General features: G+C 36.9%; 20 protein-coding genes, 1 tRNA gene and 1 pseudogene. 12 read left to right on the top strand and 10 right to left on the bottom strand.

Annotated elements, in window-relative coordinates:
* Together EGI24_RS12990 and EGI24_RS12985 are read right to left on the bottom strand one after the other, a co-directional pair.
* A pseudogene (locus EGI24_RS12990) lies at positions 1-497 on the bottom strand (hypothetical protein); the annotation flags it as partial.
* Between the two features lie 91 nt (positions 498-588).
* Positions 589-661: transfer RNA gene (locus EGI24_RS12985), tRNA-Met, on the bottom strand.
* 165 nt (positions 662-826) lie between these two features.
* Between EGI24_RS12985 and EGI24_RS12980 the strand changes: the two genes are divergently transcribed.
* Both EGI24_RS12980 and EGI24_RS12975 read left to right on the top strand, forming a co-directional pair.
* On the top strand, positions 827-1,777 hold the full coding sequence (locus EGI24_RS12980; RefSeq protein ID WP_255048853.1) for an alkaline phosphatase family protein: 951 nt from the start codon (positions 827-829) through the stop codon (positions 1,775-1,777).
* Between the two features lie 87 nt (positions 1,778-1,864).
* Positions 1,865-3,127: a sorbosone dehydrogenase family protein gene (locus EGI24_RS12975; protein WP_255048852.1), complete on the top strand. Its 1,263-nt coding sequence runs from the start codon at positions 1,865-1,867 to the stop codon at positions 3,125-3,127.
* 66 nt (positions 3,128-3,193) lie between these two features.
* Here EGI24_RS12975 and EGI24_RS12970 read toward each other — a convergent pair whose 3' ends face one another.
* Positions 3,194-3,658: a lipocalin family protein gene (locus EGI24_RS12970; RefSeq protein ID WP_255048851.1), complete on the bottom strand. Its 465-nt coding sequence runs from the start codon at positions 3,656-3,658 to the stop codon at positions 3,194-3,196.
* 246 nt (positions 3,659-3,904) lie between these two features.
* Here EGI24_RS12970 and EGI24_RS12965 point away from each other — a divergent pair, with 246 nt between their 5' ends.
* Positions 3,905-4,486 carry a TIGR00730 family Rossman fold protein gene (locus EGI24_RS12965; protein ID WP_255048850.1) on the top strand — a complete coding sequence of 194 codons (582 nt, stop codon included), beginning with the start codon at positions 3,905-3,907 and terminating at the stop codon, positions 4,484-4,486.
* Positions 4,487-4,561: 75 nt separating this feature from the next.
* Here EGI24_RS12965 and EGI24_RS12960 read toward each other — a convergent pair whose 3' ends face one another.
* From EGI24_RS12960 to EGI24_RS12950, 3 genes are read right to left on the bottom strand one after another with little or no spacing between them, the layout of a single operon-like run.
* Positions 4,562-5,032, bottom strand: coding sequence for an FKBP-type peptidyl-prolyl cis-trans isomerase (locus EGI24_RS12960; RefSeq protein WP_255048849.1), 471 nt, complete (start codon positions 5,030-5,032; stop codon positions 4,562-4,564).
* 13 nt (positions 5,033-5,045) lie between these two features.
* Entirely contained in the window at positions 5,046-8,204 is a 3,159-nt protein-coding gene (locus tag EGI24_RS12955; RefSeq protein ID WP_255048848.1) for a PVC-type heme-binding CxxCH protein, read from the bottom strand.
* A gap of 27 nt (positions 8,205-8,231) precedes the next feature.
* A complete protein-coding gene (locus tag EGI24_RS12950; protein ID WP_255048847.1) occupies positions 8,232-9,086 on the bottom strand; it encodes a ThuA domain-containing protein in 855 nt (284 codons plus the stop codon).
* Between the two features lie 299 nt (positions 9,087-9,385).
* On the opposite strand from EGI24_RS12950, the gene EGI24_RS12945 reads away from it, so the two are divergent.
* Complete coding sequence (locus EGI24_RS12945) at positions 9,386-11,872, top strand: DNA translocase FtsK (protein WP_255048846.1); 2,487 nt, start codon at positions 9,386-9,388, stop codon at positions 11,870-11,872.
* 67 nt (positions 11,873-11,939) lie between these two features.
* Complete coding sequence (locus tag EGI24_RS12940) at positions 11,940-12,584, top strand: outer membrane lipoprotein carrier protein LolA (protein WP_255048845.1); 645 nt, start codon at positions 11,940-11,942, stop codon at positions 12,582-12,584.
* On the opposite strand, the gene EGI24_RS12935 is transcribed toward EGI24_RS12940, so the two are convergent.
* Both EGI24_RS12935 and EGI24_RS12930 read right to left on the bottom strand, forming a co-directional pair.
* Positions 12,585-14,117, bottom strand: a complete 1,533-nt coding sequence (locus tag EGI24_RS12935; protein WP_255048844.1) for a trehalase family glycosidase — start codon at positions 14,115-14,117, stop codon at positions 12,585-12,587.
* Between the two features lie 54 nt (positions 14,118-14,171).
* The gene (locus tag EGI24_RS12930; protein ID WP_255048843.1) at positions 14,172-14,591 is read right to left on the bottom strand and encodes a nucleoside-diphosphate kinase; all 420 of its coding nucleotides are present in this window, start codon (positions 14,589-14,591) and stop codon (positions 14,172-14,174) included.
* A 122-nt stretch (positions 14,592-14,713) separates the two neighbouring features.
* On the opposite strand from EGI24_RS12930, the gene EGI24_RS12925 reads away from it, so the two are divergent.
* The 7 genes from EGI24_RS12925 to EGI24_RS12895 all read left to right on the top strand — a co-directional run bounded on the left by EGI24_RS12925 (position 14,714) and on the right by EGI24_RS12895 (position 21,770).
* A complete protein-coding gene (locus EGI24_RS12925) occupies positions 14,714-15,760 on the top strand; it encodes a bifunctional oligoribonuclease/PAP phosphatase NrnA (RefSeq protein WP_255048842.1) in 1,047 nt (348 codons plus the stop codon).
* Between the two features lie 28 nt (positions 15,761-15,788).
* A complete protein-coding gene (locus EGI24_RS12920; protein ID WP_255048841.1) occupies positions 15,789-16,625 on the top strand; it encodes an FKBP-type peptidyl-prolyl cis-trans isomerase in 837 nt (278 codons plus the stop codon).
* A 76-nt stretch (positions 16,626-16,701) separates the two neighbouring features.
* Positions 16,702-17,535: an FKBP-type peptidyl-prolyl cis-trans isomerase gene (locus EGI24_RS12915; protein WP_255048840.1), complete on the top strand. Its 834-nt coding sequence runs from the start codon at positions 16,702-16,704 to the stop codon at positions 17,533-17,535.
* A gap of 225 nt (positions 17,536-17,760) precedes the next feature.
* Positions 17,761-19,074 (top strand): adenosylhomocysteinase, encoded by a 1,314-nt coding sequence (gene ahcY / locus EGI24_RS12910; protein WP_255048839.1) that lies wholly within the window; start codon positions 17,761-17,763, stop codon positions 19,072-19,074.
* A 63-nt stretch (positions 19,075-19,137) separates the two neighbouring features.
* Positions 19,138-19,698 carry a GNAT family N-acetyltransferase gene (locus tag EGI24_RS12905; RefSeq protein WP_255048838.1) on the top strand — a complete coding sequence of 187 codons (561 nt, stop codon included), beginning with the start codon at positions 19,138-19,140 and terminating at the stop codon, positions 19,696-19,698.
* 186 nt (positions 19,699-19,884) lie between these two features.
* Entirely contained in the window at positions 19,885-21,042 is a 1,158-nt protein-coding gene (locus EGI24_RS12900; RefSeq protein WP_255048837.1) for a 1-deoxy-D-xylulose-5-phosphate reductoisomerase, read from the top strand.
* Complete coding sequence (locus EGI24_RS12895) at positions 21,039-21,770, top strand: RluA family pseudouridine synthase (RefSeq protein ID WP_255048836.1); 732 nt, start codon at positions 21,039-21,041, stop codon at positions 21,768-21,770. The genes EGI24_RS12900 and EGI24_RS12895 overlap by 4 nt, the downstream gene beginning before the upstream one ends.
* Here the strand turns inward: EGI24_RS12895 and EGI24_RS12890 are convergent.
* Both EGI24_RS12890 and nagB read right to left on the bottom strand, forming a co-directional pair.
* On the bottom strand, positions 21,767-21,922 hold the full coding sequence (locus EGI24_RS12890; protein ID WP_255048835.1) for a hypothetical protein: 156 nt from the start codon (positions 21,920-21,922) through the stop codon (positions 21,767-21,769). The genes EGI24_RS12895 and EGI24_RS12890 overlap by 4 nt on opposite strands.
* Before the next feature lie 145 nt (positions 21,923-22,067).
* The gene (gene nagB / locus EGI24_RS12885; protein ID WP_255048832.1) at positions 22,068-23,987 is read right to left on the bottom strand and encodes a glucosamine-6-phosphate deaminase; all 1,920 of its coding nucleotides are present in this window, start codon (positions 23,985-23,987) and stop codon (positions 22,068-22,070) included.
* Positions 23,988-24,028: the final 41 nt, after the last annotated feature.

Here is a 24,028-nt window from a genome sequence, read left to right as displayed (position 1 = left end):
TTTAAAAATATGATAATCAACCAAATACCAACTAAAAAAAATATCCAAACTGCCCAAACAGTCCAATAACGAGTTAAAAAACTAAGCAAAAGCCCACTCAAATTATTGATATCCTGAAGTTCAACGAGACTAGAAAATATAGACCGCCGAAGATTAAACTGGTAATACACACCATCGATACAATTGGCCAAAAGCCCAATGGCGTTTGTTGTGAAAAACAAAATATCGGTGAAAAGCCTAAATTTTTTGCCATTTAGATGATTTCCTGGGAATATATAAATTAAAATAAATGGCAGATTTAGGTAAAGAATACTAACTATATCGAACCTAATGCCGCCCTGTAAAATCTTTGTGAACTCTTGAAAGCTTATATTATCAAAAAAATCGAGATTGGAAAAATAGAAGTGTACGCGAGACAGGGAAAACAAAACGAGAATGGCTAAGATTCTGAAAACAAGAACAGAAATAGGCAGAAATAAGTTGGATTTTGAATTCATAATTGGCTTGTTTTCAACTAATCTACACGATCTAAAAACCAAAAATAGCTATTTGAAGAAAAGAAAAAAGGAGGCCGAATGACCTCCTTAGTAGCGGGAACAGGACTCGAACCTGTGACCTTCGGGTTATGAGCCCGACGAGCTGCCAACTGCTCCATCCCGCGATATTGGACTGCAAAGGTAATACAATTTTCTTAAAAATCAAGCATTTTGTTAAATATTCAATAATTTAAAGACATCAAATTATAAAATCTTTGTTTCACAACGTATTACCTTTCATATTGAAAATAAAATCTATTAGTTTCGAACCCTTTAACAATTCATCCCCCATGAAATATATAAGCACTTTGGTTTTCTACTTTTGTTTGATTAGTTTCTCCTTTGCCCAGCAAAAAAAAGTACTAGTCATACTGGTTGATGGAATCCCATACGATGTAATTAAGAAGGTAAAAACTCCTAATATAACCAAAATTGCCCAAAAAGGTGCTTTGGACAAAGCCTATGTTGGAGGAGAAAAAGGTGGAAAAACTGAGTCTCCAACGATTTCGGCGGTAGGTTATAACTCCATGCTGACAGGAACTTGGGCCAACAAACACAATGTTTGGGGTAATGGAATAGAGGCTCCTAACTACAATTATCCTACATTTTTTAGGGTGTTCCGAGAGGCAAAACCAAATCTCAAACTGGGTATATTTTCAACTTGGCTTGACAACCGCACAAAACTTTTGGGTGAAGGATTAGTGGCCACAAATAATCTACATATCGACTATAAATTTGATGGTTATGAAAAAGATACCGTTGCTTTTCCTCATGACAAAAACGCCCTTTACATTAAAAATATAGACGAACATGTAACGAGCATGGCGGTGGAAACTATCAGAGAAAATGCACCTGATATTTCGTGGGTATATTTGGAATACACCGATGATATGGGCCACAGGTTTGGAGACAGTCCTGAATTCTACCAATCTGTTGAAAATATGGACAGACTAGTTGGAAAAATGTATGAGGCGGTCCAATATCGAGAGAAGAATTTTAAAGAAGACTGGCTGGTAATTATCACTACCGACCATGGCCGAGACGCTCAAACGGGCAAAAATCATGGTGGACAGTCTGATAGAGAACGTGAAACCTGGATAGCCATTAATAAAAAGCCAAAAAATACAAGATTCAAAAATGGCTTGGCTATAGTAGATGTTTTTCCATCAGTATGTAAATTTTTAAACATCGGAATCCCGAAATCTGTAAAAGAAAACTTGGAGGGTGTTTCCTTTTTTTAAAGTCTAAAGTTGGTTTTGGAAGAATTATTTGTGGGTTTTTCAAAAAATCCATTTACTTTTATAAAACATTTATTCTTCCTTAAAAACATGAAAAAAACTTTGATTTTGGCCGCAATGGCTGTGTTCGGTATTCTTGCTCTTAAACCCTCTGAACTAATCCAGAAGAAAACACCGAACGATCTTCCCAAAAGTGAAATCTCTGTCCCAGCTGGTTTTGTAACAACAATTCTTGGAACGGAACTAGGAGCCACTCGTCATTTAACAGTTTCGAAAAATGGAGTAATCTATGCCAAACTTTCGAAACTAAAAGACGGAAAAGGCATTGTAGTTCTTAGAGACGAGAACAAAGATGGTAAAATAGACAAAACAGAGATGTTTGGCGAATATCCTGGAACGGGTATTACCATAAAAAATGGCTACCTATATGCATCATCCAACACCGGGGTTTTTAGATATAAACTCAATGAAAAAGAGGAAGTTATCAATCCAAATGCCCCAGAAAAACTTGTGGAAGGCCTGCAAGACAAAGGTCGTGACAATGCCAAACCGTTTGTGTTAGACAATGCCAACAATATGTACGTAACCATAGGTTCTCCTAATGATCCTTGCCGAGAAAAAGGCACAGGAAAAGGTATGATGCCTTGTACAATTTTGGATTCTGCAGGTGGTATCTGGAAATTTCATGCCGATAAACTCGGCCAAACATTCGCAGATGGTCAAAGATATGCTACTGGTGTTAAAAATGCTGTTGGAACAGCATGGAATAACAAAACGAATACTTTGTTTGCGACAATTCATGGTCGCGGGCAGTTTCATGACTTTTATCCGCAATATTACACGCCTAAACAAAGTCAGGAACTTCCTGCTGAAACTTTATATGAGCTGAAAGAAGGAGACGATGCTGGCTGGCCATATATCTATTATGACCAATTTCAGAAAAAGAAAATCATTGCACCAGAATATGGCGGTGATGGCAAAATGACTGGAGGTGAAAAAGCTATTGACCCTTTAGTTGCTTTTCCAGCACATTTGGGACCAAATGATTTGCTATTTTATACTGGAAAAATGTTTCCTGCAAAATACAGAAACGGAGCCTTTGTTGCTTTTCATGGCCAATCTCCAGAACTAAAAAAGGGATATTTTGTAGCATTTGTACCTTTCATAAATGGAAAACCGACAGGCAAATGGGAGATTTTTGCTGACAATTTTGCAGGAACGGATTTGGTGAAACCTACTGGGCCAATTCAACATCGCCCATGTGGATTAGCACAAGGCCCCGATGGAGCATTGTATGTAAGTGATGACCTTGGAGGAACAATCTTCAAAATAACATACAAAAGCAAAAAATAGAAAACACAAAGAAAAGTGGATTCCATTAGATAAATGAAATCCACTTTTTCTTAAATAACAATTATTTTATTTGACCTGAGTAAATATTACAGTAAGCGTAGTGGCTTCTCCTTGAAATACTTCATCGTACGTCCAAGTAAATTTACCATCTGCAAACACAACTTTACCTTTGTAAGGCGTCATGTCATCTTCAATAATATCAAGAGAAATGTTATCTGTCAAAGTAAATGTTCCAGTTTTAGAAAAAAGGAATAAAGATAGTCCATCTTCATCAACGCAGCCATTAGGCTCCGTTACTGAATACTTCCCATCTTCAGTGAAAGACATTGTAATCTCCTTTGTACATGGATAAAACGCATTATAAAGAGCCCAAAAATCTAATGGTCCTGAAGAATCTTTAAAAACACCGCTGGAAATTTTCCAAGTTCCTACAATTTTTGCGTTAGGACCAACATCCTCTTTTTTACAGCCTATCAAACCTATAATTAATACAGATACGATGGCGAATGATTTTAGTTTCGAAAATTTCATATTTAAAATTTAGTTAAATCGGCTACTATTATATCTAAAAGTAAGTAAAAATTCTTTTAAGATTCAAGAAATTGAAAACTTTAGATTTCATTACTTTTAGAATAAACTAGTTCAATAAATACTTCATAGCAAATAACACGCCAAATATTGATTAAATGGAAATTTCAAATAACAACCACCTTGCAAAAAATTGCTGTAATTTTGAGAAACCAATTTTTTATTTATTAAAAATATTTAGACCTAAAAATGAAATCAATTTTAGTGTATTGTGGGGCCAACACTGGCAATAAAGAAATTTATGTAGAAACTGCCAAAAACCTAGGATTGGCACTCAATAAAAGAAACATAACGCTAGTATACGGTGCTGGAAATGTAGGACTTATGGGCGTTATTTCAAGAACTGTCATGGAAAACGGCGGAAAAGCAATCGGTATAATTCCAGATTTTCTGGTAAAAATGGAAGTAGCGAATCCCAACTTAACTGAAATGATTGTAGTAGAAACCATGCACCAGAGGAAAGCCAAAATGGAGGAAATCTCTGATGGAATCATCACTATGCCTGGCGGGTTTGGCAGTATGGACGAACTTTTTGAGATTCTCACTTGGGGACAATTGGGCCTTCATCAAAAACCGGTGGGGATTTTGAATGTAAACGGGTTTTATGATCCTCTTCTCAAACAAATGGATGTGATGGTAGGAGAGGGTTTCTTGAAAAAGGAAAACAGAGATCTTTTGGTAGTAGATGAGAATATCGACCACCTTTTAGTAAAAATGGAGAACTACACACCTAAATATGCCGAAAAGTGGCTCAAAAAAGAGCAATTATAATAATTTTCCTAAATTGCTCTACGATCTTCTAGAATATTCAAAAACCGCTATGTAGAACAATTTAGGGAAATCGTTCTACCTTGCTGCTAAAACTTCAATTTCGAAAATCAACGGTGCGTTTGGTGGAATGTCACTTCCTGCTCCAGCCGCTCCATATCCTATAGAAGAAGGAAAAATCAAAGTACCTTTTTCGCCTACTTTTAGTTTAGCGATGCCTTCATCGAATCCAGTAATTACTTGCCCAACACCCAAAATAAAATTAAAAGAACCTGCATCAAACTGCTTATCATTGAGCAACCTTCCCGAATATTTTACTTTTACCGATTGTCCTTGTTTTAAAGACATTCCATCTTTTGCTTCCTGGTTAAGTATGAACCTCAAGCCACTATTAGACTTGAAATCCACCTTTATTTCCTTCTTCTTTATATAATTTTCTATCTGTACTTCTTCTGATTCTTGCATTATATTTTCTTTAACTTTCTTCGTTCCGCAGGCCATTGATATTGCCACAATTCCAAATAAGGTAAATAATTTAAATTTATTCATTCACAAATTTACGCTATTTTTCCATTGGATGCATTTCTAAAAGCTGCCTAGGACTATAAAAATCTTTCTTTTTTGCTGTAGCCGCCCTTACCTGCTTCACTTTTTCTTCTTGAACAGGCGATGCTTGGTTTCCGAACGAATTTCTGACATAAGTGGCTACAGCTGCTATATCTTTGTCATTTAATAAACCGCTGTAGGGGGTCATAGGTACTTGTCCTGGGAATTTTTTACCATTTACTTCTATTTCTCCCATCAAACCATTCAAAACTATCTTTATGAGTCTTTCTTCACTTCCCTTTACCCAGTTTGTCCCTGCCAATGGAGGAAAACCAGATGCAGGAAGTCCTTTACCATCTAGTTGGTGACAGGTTCCGCAGTATCCTTCTTTGTTATAGATTTCTCTTCCCAGGTTAAACATTTCTAAGTCTTTTCCTTTCAAAGTACTAGCGACCACAGCAACCTTTTCTTTTACTACAGCTTTTCCACTGAGATGTGCCACTGAAGTTTTGTGGGCATGAATCATCCATTCGTCTAAAGGTTTTTTCTCGGCTGCTGCCAAAACAGGTAAACCCTTCGTTTTTCCTATCCATGAAGCGGCAACAATAGCATCCAATCTGACCCTACTATTTTCATCTTGAGCTGCTTGTGTCAACAACAGAACATGATCTGGCACTTGATGTGTTGTAAATCTTAAAACCTCCACCGCTGCTGCTCGTGCATGATAATCTTTTGCTTTCAGCATTTGTTTTAAGAGTTTTTGATCTACTTTGCCTAAACCCCAAGTAACCCAAAGTGCCTCTAAAACATGATGTTCATACTTAGAATCATTTTTGTCCAAAGCAGCCACCCAAACAGTCACTTTTGGTAAAACTTCTTTAGGGTTTCTTCCTCTCAGCTCTCTACGCGTGCGGTATCTGGTACGATATTCAGGTAGTTTGAGATTATCTAACAATGTTTCTATACTTGCTCCATCTATTTTGGCTGGGATAACGAATGGCCTTGAAGGGTAGGTGACTCTGTAAACTCTCCCATGCACATGGTCTCGTAACGGGTCACGGGCGTTGTGCTGCATGTGGCCAATGAGAATATTGTGCCAATCAATAACATACAATGAGCCGTCAGGAGCTATTTCCATATCTACAGGTCTGAAATTTCGGTCTTCGCTAACAATCAAATCTTGACGGTGCTTGGTTTTATAACCTGTGCCGTCATCTACGATACTGTGCTGTTTTGTTCCTAAAAAACCAATCGTATTGTTTATCAGCATGTCTCCCTGTACTTCGTCAGGAAAATGTCTGCTCCAAAGAAATTCTAAACCAGAAGTTGGACGCACCATATGATCTTTTTCTATCAATTGAAATCCTTTATGGGTAGCCTCTCCATATCTAGGCAAAACAGTTCCTGGCATCATCCACCTAACGTCTGGACTAGATGTTTCTGCAAAAAAAGGCTGTCCCCAATGATCAAAAGCTATACCCCAAGGGTTTGGAATGGCAAGCTGAGCTGTTCTTTCTAGTTTTTTTAATTGTGGACTATATCTGTAAAAGCCGCCATTTGTGGCTCTTACCGTTCCATAAGAAGTTTCAACATTGGTGTGTAAAAAAACTCCTTCACCCATATAAATAGCCCCAGAAGGATCCGCACAAAATGCACTGCTATTATGGTGTGTATCGTGGTCGTCAAATCCACTTAGCAAAATTTCCACTTTGTCTGCTTTGTCATCACCATTGGTATCTGTAAAAAGCTTAAGATTTGTGCCTTGAGAAACATAAACGCCCTCAGGGGCAATTTCAAAGCCCAATGGAAGATGTAAACCCTCCACAAAAATCGTTTGTTTGTCAGCTTTACCGTCGTTGTTGGTGTCTTCCAAAATCAATATTTTATCATTTGGCTTGCTATCACCTGGTTTGTAATGCGGGTAGCTCGGCATGGTAGCTACCCAAAGACGCCCTTTCCCATCAAAAGACATTTGTACGGGGTTGGCCAAATCGGTAAATTCTTTTTCTGAAGCAAATAGTTCAATTTTATAACCAGCCGGCACTTTGAGCTTATCCAAGGCATCTTGTCCATATAAATATTCAAGACTACCGTTTTTCTCCGGATTAAAATTGGTTTTTACTGGTGGTAAAACCCTCGTTTTTTTATCCTCTGCTGCCACATCGAGTTTTTCGCCTTTTGATGCCGCTAGCCAAATGGCTCTATCTCTGATATCAGTCATTTCTCTGATTTTGGCTATTTCATCAGGATAGTTGTCCGGTCCAAAAGGATTGTATCTCCGGCCATAAGTATGCACACCATTCGGTATTTTGTAGTCGTTGTGCCACATCCAATTTTTTTCCATTACTGCGGCATGGATTAGGCTTCTATTTTGATCCTTCATTGCTTCAGCGTGGCCAAAAATAGAATCCGTAATAAGAAGTGAGAATTTTTTATATCCTTCCTCATTTAATTGCGAACCATCTATGGTTAGTGCCTCCTTTGTGGTGGCATACCATTTTTTTGAAGGGGTAAAGGCGTCTACAAATAGGACATCATTTTTTGCACATATTTCTTGCATTCCTTGGGTGTACAACCATAAATTTGCGTTTTCCTTAACGCCATTTGGTAAATCAAATTGAGCTGATAAATTCTCAAAAGCTATTGGAGAAACAATGGCCAGTTTTGGGGCTTCTTGCCCATTATATTTTTGGCTTTTAGTATGTTTTACAAATGCATCTAGTTCATTCTTGAAGTTTTGTAAGCCCGTTGGTCCTTGAAAAGACTCACTGTATCCAAAAAAGCCAATGATTACGTCAGTTTTCAAACGGCTTAGCCATTGATCAGGAGTTTCAAAATGACCTTCGCTCTCCGAATTCTTAGCATATTCGGTCTGGAATTTCTCGGCACCTGGAAAAGCCCAAGGTAAATTTCTGCTTGCATGAGGCCTGAAACCGGGTGTATCACCTCCATCGCACATGTTTCTGATAATAAGGTTTTTATCTGGATTTCGAACATATATTTCTGTCTCGAAATGACCATAATTCATCATTCTAGAACCCAAATTTCCACCAACCATTGAAATATGATTCTCGTTTTTCAGTTCTATGATGCTTGGTTTATACCAAAGGAATGAGTCAAAATTTGAAAAAGTAAAAACAAAGAATAGGAGAATAAATTTTATACTAAAGGCCATGACTTTTATGGAATAATGTTTTAATAATTAATTGACCATGCCTCTGTAAGGCACATTGATTTCTATTTTTCCTTTCCATTTCTTAGGCACTTTTTGTCCAAGTTCCCAATGAATGGCATTAATGAGTAGTCGCTGGAAAGCCTCTACTGAAAAATCCTCTGGATGTCCAAGTGTAGTAGTGAAAACTTTGGCTCCGAAAGAATTTGTTCCAACCCAAGCTACAGGATTATCTATGGCGGCTTTGTCAGGGTTAACCGATTTGCCCATCAAAAGCCACTCAGACCCTTTGGTCGGATAGTCTGGTAAAACTCTATACAACCACGAACTGACATGAAAATTTGGAGATACGCCTTTGAGAATAGGGTGCTTTTTTGCGGCCTGAATTACAGAAACATCGGTGGTGCTATTGTGCCCATAATGCGTGTGAGCAGCCTTACCGCCCCAGCCTGGAGGAGCATTGAGGGCAAACTCACCGAAGGCATTCCATTTTTCGGATTCATGACCTTTAGGAAAGTTGAATGCATGGGTTGTAGTTCTGAAACCTATGATGGGCTTTCCAGATTTCAAATAATCATCTATCATTGCGAGTTGTTCAGGAGCCAACTGCCTCCACCTCAAATAAAATACGGCTAAATCGGCATCCTTTAGAATTTCTAAACCTGGAATGTTTTTTTCAGCGTTTTGATTGGGATAGGATTTAAGCACTTTTACGCTAAAACCGTAGTTTTTTTCTAATTCGGCTGCCAAAATTGGCAATGTTTCTTCTCCGCTGTACTCATGATCGCCACATACAAACACCACGAGAGGTCTTTTCTGAGCCAAAGATTTTTCGCTAAAAGATAGAACAAGGACAAGTCCTAAAAGTACGATTAATTTATGCATTTCTTATGGTTGAATATTGTCGAATAAATTTAGTCATTTGGTTTTAATAAAAAAAATTAATAACTTTCTTACATTAAATATTTCATCGAAAAGGTTCATACCGTCTATAGGACAATATTAAAATATGAAAACAATAAATCATTGATATTTAATTAATTAGTTCCTATTAAACTATGGGAATTTGAAAATTAGCATTAGATTTAGACAATTTTTATCCAAAAAGAAAATGAAGTTTAGCTGATGTTCGTTTAAAATGTTTTAAATTTGTTGAACATTCGCTTTCCCATAAAAATACTACGATGTCCAATTCTTTCAGAGCAAAAAAGAAGGCTTCCAAGCCCTCTGAAAAGCGTCCGTCTTCCCTGAGTTCGGGACCCATTATTCCGCAAAATGGCCAATTGCCTTTTATTGCTGGGGTATTCCTTATTATGTTGTCGGTTTTTCTATTGATTGCTTTCTTTTCCTATGTTTTCACAGGTTCTTCGGACCAAGATGTACTGCAAGAAAGTATGCAAAATGTCCTATCAAAACTTGACAAAAAGACCAATAATACGCTTGGTTGGTTTGGGGCAAATATAGCTCATTGGTTTATTTATATTTGGTTTGGCATTTCTGCCTTTTTGTTAATTCCAATACTGTTTTTTTCTGGTTTTCGACTTGTTTTCAAAGAAGACCTATTTCCTTTTAACCTAAACAGATACACAATTGGGTCTGTATTTTACTTGTTTTTCATCTCTATTTTCCTAGGCTATTTTGTTTATGTTTTTGAAATAAAAACACTTACACTTACGGGCAACTTGGGCTTTCATACCAACGAATTCCTTTTTGCCATGTTTGGCTATGGGGGTATCCTTGTTATCCTATTGGCTCTATTTATTTGGTTAGTTTTTTTTCATGGTTTTACCAAAATCGACGATTATGTCTTGAGCAGATATTTCCCTAAAAAACGAAAATTTACGTTCGGAAATGAGGAAGAAGAAGACGACGCTGTGGAAGTTGAAGATGACCTAGATGAAACCAAATCCACCTCGCTAGCAGATATGATTTTGGATAAAATAAAACCACATCAAAAAGTTGAATCTAGCTCAACTATTACTGAAAAAGAAGTTGTTTTTCAGCCATCTTCTTTAGCAAAAGAACCTTTTAAAGGTGGCAATATAGCTTTCACTGTAGAAGCTCCAGAAGAAGAAAAACCTTCTGATGCAGATACTAAAGTGAGTGCTTTGTCCAAAATACAAATAGAGGAAGATTCTGATGAATTGTTGAAGGAATTTGGAGAATATGACCCCAAGCTCGACCTTTCAAACTATCAGTATCCACCGCTATCTCTTTTGCAAGAATATGGCAATAATGGCCCAAAAGTAAGCAACGAAGAACTAGAAGCCAACAAAAACAAGATTGTAGAAACCATAAACAATTTTGCTATTGGTATTGCCTCAATAAAAGCCACCATCGGGCCTACGGTAACGCTTTATGAAATTGTACCCGAAGCTGGTGTAAGAATATCTAAAATTAAAAATCTCGAGGATGATATTGCTTTGAATCTCGCAGCATTGGGCATTCGTATAATAGCTCCAATGCCAGGCAAAGGTACAATTGGTATAGAGGTACCCAATAAAAACCGTGAAATGGTTTCCATTAAATCGGTTTTGGCTTCTGACAAATTCCAAAAATCGGGCTATGAATTGCCCATAATTTTAGGAAAAACAATTTCAAACGAAATTTTCATAGCCGATTTAGCCAAAATGCCTCACTTGCTGATGGCAGGTGCTACTGGACAAGGAAAATCTGTAGGATTGAATGTAATTTTGACCTCCTTGCTCTACAAAAAACATCCATCTGAGGTAAAATTTATTTTGGTAGACCCCAAAAAAGTAGAACTTACCCTATTTAACAAAATAGAAAGACATTTTTTGGCCATGTTGCCCAATGCCGAAGAAGCTATAATTACCGACACTAAAAAAGTAATAAATACACTTAATTCGCTTTGTATTGAGATGGACAACCGATACAATCTGCTAAAAGATGCTGGGGTAAGAAATATAAAAGAATACAACGCGAAATTTATCAAACGTCGGTTGAATCCTGAGAAAGGTCACAAGTTTTTGCCCTATATTGTTTTAGTTATAGACGAATTGGCTGACTTAATGATGACTGCAGGCAAAGAAGTCGAACAGCCGATTGCACGTTTGGCTCAGCTTGCTAGGGCTATTGGCATCCACTTGATTGTTGCTACACAAAGACCTTCGGTAAACGTTATCACTGGTTTGATAAAAGCCAACTTCCCTGCAAGGCTTTCTTTCAAAGTTACTGCCAAAGTAGACTCTAGAACTATTATGGATACTGGTGGAGCGGAGCAATTGGTGGGAAATGGAGACATGTTGCTATCCACAGGTTCTGAAATTATACGTATTCAATGTCCGTTTGTGGATACGCCTGAAGTCGAAAGCATCTGTGAATATATTGGAGAACAACGAGCATTTGAGTCGGCCTATCTTTTGCCAGAATTCTATGGGGATGACGAACCTGATACACTGGATTTTGATCCAAAAGAATTAGACCCACTCTTCGACGATGCCGCACGGCTTTTGGTTATTCATCAACAAGGAAGTACTTCACTCATACAAAGAAAAATGAAGCTCGGTTATAACCGTGCTGGCCGAATTATTGATCAACTTGAGGGTGCAGGAATTGTGGGACCTTTTGAAGGGAGCAAAGCAAGAGAAGTTTTGATTAAAGATTTAGAACATTTAGAAGAAATTTTACGAAATTTGCAGCGGAGCTAAAATGATTTACGTAGGTTTAGGTAAACTATTAGCTCAAGATGAAGTCTAACCTATAAACAAACTAACAATGATGAATAAAGGATTTTTGATAATAGCCGTTTTGTTCTTTGGATGGACTGCTAGTGCACAAGACAAAAAAGCCGAAGCAATACTTGATGCCATGAGTGCAAAATATAAAGCCCTGAAAACTTTCAATGCAAATTTTACTTACGGCGTAGAGGGTTCTAACATGAAATTGACAAATGTTTTTACTGGAAATGTGACTGTAAAGGGAAATAAATTTAAATTAAAAACCGCTGGTCAAGAGATATTTAACAATGGCAAAGACATATATACTTATGTGAAAGAAACCAATGAAGTTAATATTTCTGACTTTAACCCGAATGATGATAGTGATTTTTCTCCTACCAAAATTTATAGCATCTACAAAAAAGGCTATAAGTATATTTTTAAAGAAGAGAAAAAAGAAGGAGCGGCCTCATACGAAGTGGTTGAACTCTCTCCTACCTCAGGAAAATCTAACGTAGCAAAAATACAAATATCTGTAAATAAGAGCGATAAGAGTATAAAAACTTGGAAAGTTTGGGATAAATCTGGCAAAAAGACGGTTTTCAGAATCGATAAATTTGTTCCAAATGTGCCAGCTGCTGATGCACTTTTTACTTTTGACAAAGCCAAATATCCTGGTGTTGAAGTTGTGGATTTAAGATAATCACTTTTTCAGAAGAACCAATAAAACACTTAGGCTCCCGTCAATTCTCTGTTGATGGGAGTTTTTTTGTAAAATCAATGGCTGAGCAACATTATAACTTTCTTCAATCTTCCCAAATTTTGCAAAATATTCCCAATTGGTGTTTACCCACCTTTCTTTAATTTTTTTAGCTAAATCTAATTTTTCATTCTTTTTAAGTGATTCTATTGCAAAAAACTGAAACTCGGCAGCTCCTATTCCAGAACCATTTAACTCATTCAATAAACCACCATTTTTCAAGAATTCTCTCTCTAATTTTTCTGCAACTCTATCCGCTTGTTTCTGATCTGCCAAACCTACCAAAAGTGGAAAAACGGCTGCAAGTGTGGACAGCTCTCTCTGTTTTTGATTTACAAAATCGAAATCGTAATAAAATCCTTGTTTATCATTCCAAAAATATTGATTAAAAATAGCTTTTCTTTTCTGAGCTAACTTACCAAAACTTTTAGCGTAATCTTCCTTTCCTTTTGCTTTATAGACCTCACTCAATGTAACTTCCATGAAATATAAAAGGGCATTCAAATCAACAGGTAAAATATCTATGGCTCTATTGACATCAGAATCAGAAGACCATCTTTTACCTTCTACCCATTCAGATTCATGTGATGCTCTAAGGTTTTTATAGAAATCTTTTGTGGTCTTTCCATTGAAAGGTTTTTCTACCATAGACGTATTTTCATTATCTAAATACCGATTCAGTAGATTATTGTTAGGCAAAAAAACCACTTTTTGATAAGCTTTTTCTCCTCGTCCTTGAGCTTGTTTTTGCTTCAAAACCTCCTCTTTTGACTCTGAAGACATCCAATATTGGTATTCTCGCATAAGCTGAGTACCAAAAATCTCCAGCTGCTTCGGATCTTTTTCCGCAAGTTTATTTATCATTAATGCAAATACTGGCGGATTACTTCTTGACATACAATAGGTACGATTTCCTGCAGGTACATGTCCAAAATCTTGAATAAACTGTGCACTATTGATAGCTTGATTCAGAGCCAATGTGTCTTGATTTAAGGTTTGGAGAGCTAAAAGTGTCAAATAACTTCTGAAATAATTTAATTCCTCAAATTTGCCTCCACCTGCAAAGTAGCTTTTTCGAGTTGGAATCAATGAGCCACCATCGTCTTTGGGTTCTCGCATTAAAGCTAACAAAGTGGTTTCTATATATTTTTCAAAGGCCAAACTTGATTTTTCTTCACTCACTGTATAATTCGGCAAATTGAAGTTTTCATATATAAATCTCTTTAAATCAAACCCTTTTACTGATTTTGCCTTTTCAAAACTTAGAAGAATAGAGTCTACTTTAAACTTTGGGACGGCATCGGCAAACACCTTGGAATCATTGAAAATTCTCTGGTTTTGTACCTCTAAGAAAAGTTCGCCCCATTTCTTATCGGGTGACTGATACTCTTTTTTAGTAACCGTCTCTCCACAAGAAATAAGTAAAAAAAACAAACCAAAATACAACAAAACCCTCATTTTGAACAATTTATTCATAAAAAATGGCATCTCGAATATCCGTAGATGCCATTTTCTAATATTTTCTAAAAATTAATATCTCTCTGTACCACTGAAGAAAAACGCACTTTCTATTGCAGCATTTTCATCAGAATCCGAGCCATGCACAGCATTTTCAGCTTTTGATTTAGCATAAGCTTTTCTAACTGTACCATCTGCCGCCTCAGCTGGATCAGTAGATCCTATCAATGTTCTGAAATCTGCCACTGCATTTTCTTTTTCTAATATCATGGCTACAATTGGTCCTTCTGACATCATTTCACACAATTCGCCATAAAAAGGACGTTCAGCATGAACTTCATAAAATTTTCCGGCCTGAGCAGCGGTCAATTGAGTCTTTTTTAAGGCAACAATTCTGAATCCGCCTTCTTCTATCATTTTCAAAATTCCTCCCACATGATTATCAGCAACAGCATGTGGTTTTACCATAGAGTATGTTCTATTATTTAGCATGTTAATTTATTTTTTTGCAAAAATAATACATTTTGGCCTCGTTTCAATAAGTTCTATTATTTGTAGCAAGTAGAGATTTTAAGAAAATAGCTTCGTAAATTGCGAACGAATTGAAAAATAATATGGTAGAGTACTTTACAGACGACAAACACAAGCTGGATTTATATTTAGATTGGACAAAAAAAGCAAGAAATATTGTAATCACAAGTCATCAAAACCCCGACGGCGATGCCTTTGGCTCAGCTTTGGGACTTTGGAATTATATCAAGAAGTTTGATTTTGAAAAAGTCACTTTTATCAGCCCTACTGACTACGCAGAATTTATAGCATGGATGCCCGGCGTTCCTTCTATTGTGGTTTACGATAATAAAAACAAAGCACTAGCTAATGGGCTAATAGCCGAAGCCGACTTGATTTATTGTACGGACTTTTCATCTGGTTCAAGGATGAAAGACATGAAAGATGTCGTACTGAATTCTTCTGCCAAAAAAATAATCATTGACCACCACGAACAGCCCGAAGATTTCGGAGATTTAATATACTGGAACGAACACGCTTCATCCACATGTGAGCTTATTTATCAAATGATTGTTAAACTAGGTCATGAGTCTATGATAGACCTTGAGGTTGCCACTTGTTTATATACAGGTCTTTTGACCGATACTGGTTCATTTAAATATCCAGCCACTACGCCTGAAGTACACAGTATTGCTGGCAAATTACTGGCAAAAGGCGTAGTCCCTTCATCCATTCATAGGAGCCTATTTGACCAAAATGATTTTGAGAAACTTCAGTTTCTTGGCTATGTATTGAGCAAAAAAATGACCTATTTGCCCGAATACCGAGTTTGCTACACTTATATATCAGAAAAAGAATTAAAAAAATTTAACTCAAAAAACGGCGACACAGAAGGAATTGTAAACTACGGCTTATCCATTGCTGGCTCGGTAATGTCGGCCATTTTTATCGAAAAAGAAGGACTTATCAAGATTTCATTTCGTTCAGTTCATGACTTTTCAGTTGCTGATTTAGCACGAGATTACTTCGAAGGTGGAGGACATAAAAATGCTGCCGGTGGAAGGTCAAGTCTTTCACTAGAACAAACTGTCCAAAAATTCTTAACTTTGCTGCCTTATTTAAAATCTCAAATAGAATTACAACCAAATTAACATTTTTATAATCATAAAATACAAACAGATGAAATTTACATTTAGCGTTTTGACAATCCTTGCTGTTTTGGGCTTGGTTTCTTGTGATAAGTTCAAAGTAACCACCACAAAAGACGGTGACAGATTGCAAATCCATGAAAAAGGAAAATCAGGCAAAGTCGGTAAAGACGGCGATATTATTTCTTTTGATTTAATTATTAAAACGGCCGCTGATTCGGTTATTAAGGACAGTTACAAAGAAGGACAAGCTTTTATAGTTCCTATCCAAAAAGGTGCGTTTAAAGGTTCTTTTGAAAACGCTCTTTATCATATAGGAGAGGGAGATAGTACAACTGTACTTGTAAACGCTGACTCGCTATTTAAGTTAATGGGACAGCCGCTTTCGCCAGGAATTGCTAAAGGAAGCGATTTGAAATTCATCGTGAAAATGCACAAAGTGCAAACAAGAGCTGAATTTGACAAAGAGTTGGCCGATAAAAAATCTCTTGAGCCAAAAACCGTTGCTGATTATGCTGCGAAAAGCATGAAAAACGCACTAAAAACTGCCGAAGGTATATACTACACTGAAAATAGTGTGGGCACCGGGGCAACGCCAGTGGATGGTGAGACCGTAGTAGTAGAATATGTTGGCAAGTTTATGGACGGCAAAATATTTGACCAATCAAATGGTCAGCCTTTCGAAGTGCCACTAGGTCAAAGCAAAGTAATTCCTGGTTGGGAATTTGCTTTAAAAACAATGAAAAAGGGTGGAAAAAGTACATTTATTATCCCTTCGGCATTGGCATACGGAGAGCAAGGTGGTGGTCCAATACCCCCTAATACTCCTTTAGTTTTTGATATTACCTTAAATGATATCAAGAAATAATAGCTTGAGTTTATCGTTTTATATTTATTAAATAGTAGTTGAAATGTTTTTATTGAAGAGGTTCGCAGTTTTAATAGTGTCGAGTATTTTATTGTCTTCTTGTTTAGGAAAATATGTGGAAACTGACCTAGACCTTTTAGCAAAAAATGAAGAGTTGAAGATAATAGAATATGGACAAACCAATTCTTTAACACTCACTAAAAATGCTGCAACGGGCATATACTATAATATTTCAAAAACCAACAGTGCTGGTCTTGCAGTTTCTTCCGCCTATGATTTGCATGTTGCCTACACTTTGAAAACAATTGACGGTAAAGAAATTGTAAAGAAAACAACTGCCGATTCAGCTATGTTCAATTTTTATACAACACAGGCATTCGACGGATTCAAATTTGCCTTGTTGTTGCTCAAAGAAGGAGAAAAAGGAACATTCTTAATTCCATCCTATCAAGCATATTATGAAAATCCGCCCACTGGTGTAGAGAAATATGCTGTAATAATTGCTGAAATAGAATTAGTAGATTTGTTGTCAGAAGATGACAAAATCAATAATTATGTTAAAAAGAAAGGTTTGACACTTACAGAAAAAACAACCTCTGGCTTGCGATTTATTAGAACAAGTGCAAAAACCACCAATGATTCGCTGAAAACTGGAGATAATGTTTCTGTAAAATATAACGGCATGTTCTTAAACGAAACCAGCTTTGACAGTGGAACTTTTGGTTTAGTAATCGGTTCTTCTTCGGCCATCGCCGGATTTTCGGAGGGGATTTCAAAACTCAGAAAGGGCGAAAAGGCTAGAATCATATTCCCTTCTTCAATTGGGTATGGTACCAACGGCAGTGGTTCTATTCCGCCATATACTCCATTGATATTTGATATAGAGATTCTTACCGTAAATGGTTTATAGTAAAAGTATTCAATATAATTCTTAAAAAAAGACTTGGTAAGGCCAAGTCTTTTTTGTTTTCAGACACCCAAAAAGTGATGCTTTTTGAACAAAAACAACTTTCGATAAGTCAAAATAGATATTTTTACTAAATTTCTTTTAGTTTGTAGATATTTTATATTATTTTTGCAATGTTATTAGACAATAGCAACATATTATCAAGTATTTATAGATAAAATACCTTTTATGAAATCAGAAAATGCATACGTTCCTTACAAAGTTAAGGACATCTCTTTGGCCGAATGGGGTCGTAAAGAAATACAATTGGCCGAAGCAGAAATGCCAGGTTTGATGGAAATCAGAAAAGAATATGGTCCATCTAAGCCTTTAGCAGGTGCAAGAGTAGCTGGTTGTCTTCACATGACTATCCAAACTGCCGTTTTGATCGAAACTTTGGTAGAACTTGGAGCTGAAGTAACTTGGTCATCATGTAATATCTTCTCTACGCAAGACCATGCTGCCGCTGCTATTGCCGCTGCAGGTATTCAGGTTTATGCTTGGAAAGGCCAAACAGCCGAAGAGTTTGACTGGTGTATTGAACAAACATTGTTTTTCGGAGAAGAAAAACAACCGCTAAACATGATTCTTGATGATGGTGGTGATTTAACCAACATGGTTTTTGATGTTTATCCAGAACTCGCAAGTGGTATCAAAGGACTTTCTGAAGAAACTACTACAGGTGTTCACCGTCTTTACGAAAGAATGAAAAACGGCACATTGTTGTTGCCTGCAATCAATGTAAATGACTCAGTAACAAAATCTAAGTTTGATAACAAATATGGCTGTAAAGAGTCGTTAGTTGACGCTATCCGTCGTGCTACTGACTTGATGTTGGCTGGAAAAGTTGCAGTAGTAGCTGGTTATGGCGACGTAGGTAAAGGTTCTGCTGAATCATTGAAAGGAGCTGGATGTAGAGTGTTGGTAACCGAAATTGACCCAATATGTGCTTTGCAAGCAGCTATGGACGGTTTTGAAGTAGTAACTATGGACGAGGCTTGTACAAGAGCTCAAATCTTTGTGACTGCTACTGGTAACTACAAAATCATCAGAAGCGAGCATTTCTTAAAAATGCGTGACAAAGCAATCGTATGTAACATCGGTCACTTCGACAATGAGATTGATATGGCTTGGTTAAATCAAAACTATGGTAGCACTAAAAACGTCATCAAGCCACAAGTAGATATGTACAATGTAGAAGGTAAAGATATTATAATTTTGGCTGAGGGTAGATTGGTGAACTTAGGTTGTGCTATGGGTCACCCATCATTCGTGATGTCTTGCTCGTTCTCCAACCAAACATTGGCACAATTGGAACTTTGGAACAATACAGCTGCCTATGAGAAAAAAGTTTACGTATTGCCAAAAGCATTAGACGAGAAAGTTGCAGCTTTCCACTTGGCTCATGTAGGTGCTAAATTAGACATCTTGAGCAAAGAGCAAGCCGACTACATCGGTGTTAGTGTAGATGGCCCATTTAAAGCAGAAATGTACAGATATTGATATACATTATTGTTTCTTAAGACAACCATTCTTACCTTTGGTGAGGATGGTTTTTTGTTTATTATGAAATTTGAAAGGGCGTATTCGGACGAAAGTATAAGGCAGATTTTAAATCTGCAAAAACGAAATCTCAAGAAACATTTGTCAGATGCCGAAAAAGAATCTCAAGGGTTTGTGACAGCTGAACATACTTTTGAGCAATTGAAAAAAATAAATGATGCCGAGCCTTCTGTTGTAATTACCGAAAATGGTATAGTTGTAGCATATGCCATAGCCATGCTTGAAAGTGCCGCCAAAGACATGCCAGTTTTCGACGAACTGTTTTCAACCGTGGCTAGTTTGACTCACAAAAATCGTCCTATGATTAGCTACAAATACATTTTTGTAGGCCAACTCTGCATCGACAAAAACTACAGAGGGCAGGGTTTGGTAGAAAAACTCTATGCTTTTTACAAAGAAGAACTAAAGTCCAATTACGATTTCGCTGTAACAGACATCAGTGAGTATAACCCGCGTTCACTAAAAGCCCACCAAAAAAGTGGATTTGAAATAATACATTCGTTTTTCGACAGTTTTACAGAAAGTAACTGGAATATTGTGGTGATGGATTTTGCAGATCAATAGAAATTGATGCCATAAACAAACCGTAGAAAAAGAACCAGCGATATTCGTAATTGCTTGCTTCTGTTTTATCTGTGTGCCATTATCCCTATTATTAAATATATATAACACACATATTCCTTGCGAATAGCCACTTTTAGCTCTAAAACCACTACTTTTGCAAACCATTTTAGTTTTTAAGGATTTTTGATGAAGAAAAAAATAGCCATATTAGGTTCTACAGGTTCGATCGGAACACAAGCCTTGGACGTAATTGCTGCCAACAGTGACCTTTTCGAGGTGGAGGTGTTAACTGCTCAATCCAATGCTGATTTGCTAATAGAACAGGCGGTTAAATTCAAACCAAATGTGGTCGTTATAGGTGAAGAAACACTCTATGACAAAGTAAATGCCGCCCTTGATCCATTGGATATCAAAGTTTACTGTGGTCAAAAATCTCTAGCATCAGTAGTAGAAAACGAAAATGTTCATACGGTTTTAACAGCTCTTGTTGGGTATTCTGGTCTGATTCCTACAATCAATGCCATAAAAGCAGGTAAACATATAGCTTTAGCAAATAAAGAAACATTAGTAGTTGCTGGTGAGATAATTACAAAGCTAGCAATAGAAAACAAAGTTGATATCCTTCCTGTTGATTCTGAGCATTCGGCCATATTTCAATGTTTGGTAGGCGAATATGTTAATCCTATCGAAAAGATTATATTGACTGCCTCGGGTGGCCCTTTTAGAGGAAAAAATAAGGTTTTTCTTGAAAATGTAAAAAAAGAACAAGCCTTAAAACACCCTAACTGGGACATGGGAGCCAAAATAACCATCGACTCCGCTAGTATGATGAACAAAGGGTTGGAGGTTATTGAAGCCAAGTGGTTGTTTGACCTTAAACCAGACCAAATAGATGTGGTCGTTCATCCTCAAAGTATCGTGCATTCGTTGGTGCAGTTTGAGGACGGCAGCATAAAAGCCCAACTAGGTTTGCCAGACATGAAATTGCCAATTCAGTACGCTTTGGGTTTCCCTAAAAGACTAAAGTCTGATTTTCCAAGATTTGATTTTATAAATTACCCAAATCTGACTTTCGAAAAACCCGATTTGGAGACATTTAGAAACCTGGGTTTGGCTTTTGAAGCATTAAAAAAAGGCGGAAATATGCCTTGCATACTAAACGCTGCCAATGAAATTGCAGTGGATGCGTTTTTGAAGGATAAAATCGGATTTTTAGAAATGTCTGACATCATATCATACTGCATGCAGACCATTCCTTTTGTAGAAAAACCAACTATAGACGATTATATAGAAACAGATAAATCAACAAGACAAGCAGCTTTAACAAAAATATCAAAATCATGAAGCAAAAAGAGCCATTTCACGTAATATATGAGGACAATCACCTGATAATTGTAAACAAAGCAGCAGGAGTGCTGGTGCATGAAGATATTACTAAAGATAAAACTCTTGAGGATTACGTAAAAGAATACATTAAAGTAACTCACAATAAACCTGGGGATGTTTTCTTGGGTACTATTCATAGACTAGATAGACCTGTAAGTGGAATAGTGGTGTTTGCAAAGACCTCCAAAGCACTCACAAGAATGAACGAGATCTTCAGAAAAAGACTGGTACAGAAAACATATTGGGCAATAACCTACAAAAAACCAGAAAAGAAGGCAGGCAGACTAGTACATTGGCTAAAAAAAGACAGTGCATCAAATACAGTGACTGCCTATGATACAGAAGTTCCCGACTCACAAAAAGCCGAGCTTACTTACCGATACATGGGTAACATCAATAAATATCATTTGATAGAAGTAAGCCCAATCACTGGCAGACCACATCAAATTAGGGTACAGCTGGCATCATTGGGTTGCCCAATAAAAGGTGATGTAAAATACGGATCGCCAAGGGGTAATCAGGATGGATCGATAAATCTCCACGCAAGACGAATTTATTTCATGCATCCAGTAAAAAACGAGCCCATTATATGTAGGGCAGCTGTACCAGAGCAGCCATTTTGGGAAGAGTTTCTAAGCCTCGATGATGAGGATATCAAATTAGAAAATCTCGGCTTTATACATTAAGAAATAACTTCTTGCTTTTCGAGTATATCCGACGAGGCTTGTTCAAATATTTTCTTCACGCCTTCAAAAGCACCAGTGATTATTCCTAAAGGGAGTATCAGCGGCATGAAAATTAGCCACTGAACAGTCATAAAAAAATTTATTTTCTTCATAATGGTTGGTTAAGTACGTGACCCTTCGAAAAGATATAAATTTCGTCGCAAGAAACGTACCATTTGACCATAAAGTAAAATAAAATATTTGAATAATACAAATTTTTGATTAAAGTATTTTAAAAAATACCTTAATCAAAAATCATCAATATTTCCATCTTACAAATGCTTCCATAGCTTCGTATTCTGCTAATCCAAGTTTATTATAAAGTTCGGCTGTTGTACCATTTCTTTCCTCCGCTCTTTGCCAAAATTCTCGAGCATCTGATCCTTGAAACACAACACCATCTTTTTGTGATTGATGCTTGAATATACCCAGCCTTTTCTGAATTACTTGATCAGGACTCATTGGTACGGCCATCTCAATCTCATGTATTTCCCACTCAGCCCATGCTCCACGGTATAACCAAACCCAGCAATCCTTCATGAAGTTTTTATGCTTCAAGTCTGAAACAGCCTCCATAATAGCATCAAGACAAACTTTATGTGTTCCGTGTGGGTCAGCCAAATCACCAGCGGCGTATATTTGATGAGGTTTTATTTTCTCAATCAAGTCTTTGGTAATTTCTATATCTATTTTACCCAGTGGAGCTTTTTGCACCTGCCCTGTTTCATAAAATGGCATATTTAGAAAGTGAGCGTTTTCTACAGGAATTCCCACAAATCTACAAGTATTTTTAGCCTCTCCTTTACGTATTAGACCTTTTACATGTCTCACTTCCGAGGTGTCAAGTTCACTGTCTTTTTTGTTTTGAAGAAACGATTTTGCATTTTCAAATATCGTGGAAGTTTCATCATTGTTAATTCCAAACTGCCTATTGAAGTCAACCACAAAATCAATAAATCTTATTGCTTCATCGTCTGAAACTGCAATATTTCCAGATGTTTGATAAGCTACATGGACTTCATGACCTTGATCCACTAATCTTTGAAAAGTACCACCCATTGAAATAATATCATCGTCGGGGTGCGGACTGAAAATTATAACTCTTTTTCTTTCTGGAAGAGCTCTTTCAGGTCGATTTGTATCATCCGCATTAGGCTTTCCTCCTGGCCATCCTGTGATAGAATGCTGAAGTTGATTAAATACTTCAATGTTTATTTCGTATGCTTGACCATACCCTGCCAGTAAATCTGACAAGCCATTGTCGTTATAATCTTTGTTGGTAAGTTTGAGTACTGGCTTTTTCAAATCTAAAGCTAAACTACAAACCGCTTTTTTAGTCAATTTGCTGTCCCAAATAACATCTTCCACTAACCACGGAGACTTCATCCTCTTAAGCTCGGAAGCAGCAGCACTATCTACTACAAACAACACATTATTGTGATTCTGTAAATAAGATGACGGATTATGCTCTGATACAGAACCCTCAACAGCATCAGCTATCATAGTTGCCTTTCTCTCTCCCCAGGCTAAAAGTACTACCCGCTTTGCTTGTAGTATTTTAGAGACACCCATTGTGATGGCTTTCTTTGGAACTTTAATGAGTTCTCCTCCAAAATCCATAACGGCTGCGGCCCTAGTGGAATGATCTAACATCATCAAACGAGTTTTGGAGTTAATTAAAGACCCAGGCTCATTAAATCCTATGTGTCCGTTTCCACCAATTCCCAAAAGCTGAAAATCTAATCCTCCTAAATCATCTATTTTTGCTTCATAGCTTCTGCAAAAATCTTCTATTTGATTCTGAGGAATATCTCCAATAGGTAAAAAATAATTCTCCTTTGGAATATCCACTAAATCAAACAATTGTTCCTTCATAAATCTCCAGTAACTTTGAATAGCGTCTGGCTCCATCGGATAGTATTCATCAAGATTGAATGAAACTACATTTTTGAAGCTCAAACCTTCTTCTCTATGCATTCTTACCAGTTCAGCATAAACTGTTTTAGGAGAAGAGCCTGTTGCAAGACCCAAAACACACCTTTTTCCTTCTTGTTGCTTTAATTTAATCAAATCCGCAATTTCATGTGCCACCGATTTCGATGCTTCTCTTGGATCATTAAAAATTCTCGTTGGTATTTTTTCGTATGCTATCGGTTCTTTGAAAAGAGGATTACCCATAATGAATCAATTAGATGTTTTTTTAACAAAAATAATACAAA

The organism is Lacihabitans sp. CS3-21, assembly GCF_024343675.1.
In the GTDB taxonomy this organism is placed as follows: Bacteria; Bacteroidota; Bacteroidia; order Cytophagales; family Spirosomataceae; genus Leadbetterella.
Note: the sequence above shows the minus strand (reverse complement) of the source record. Positions and strands in the feature narration are given on the sequence as shown.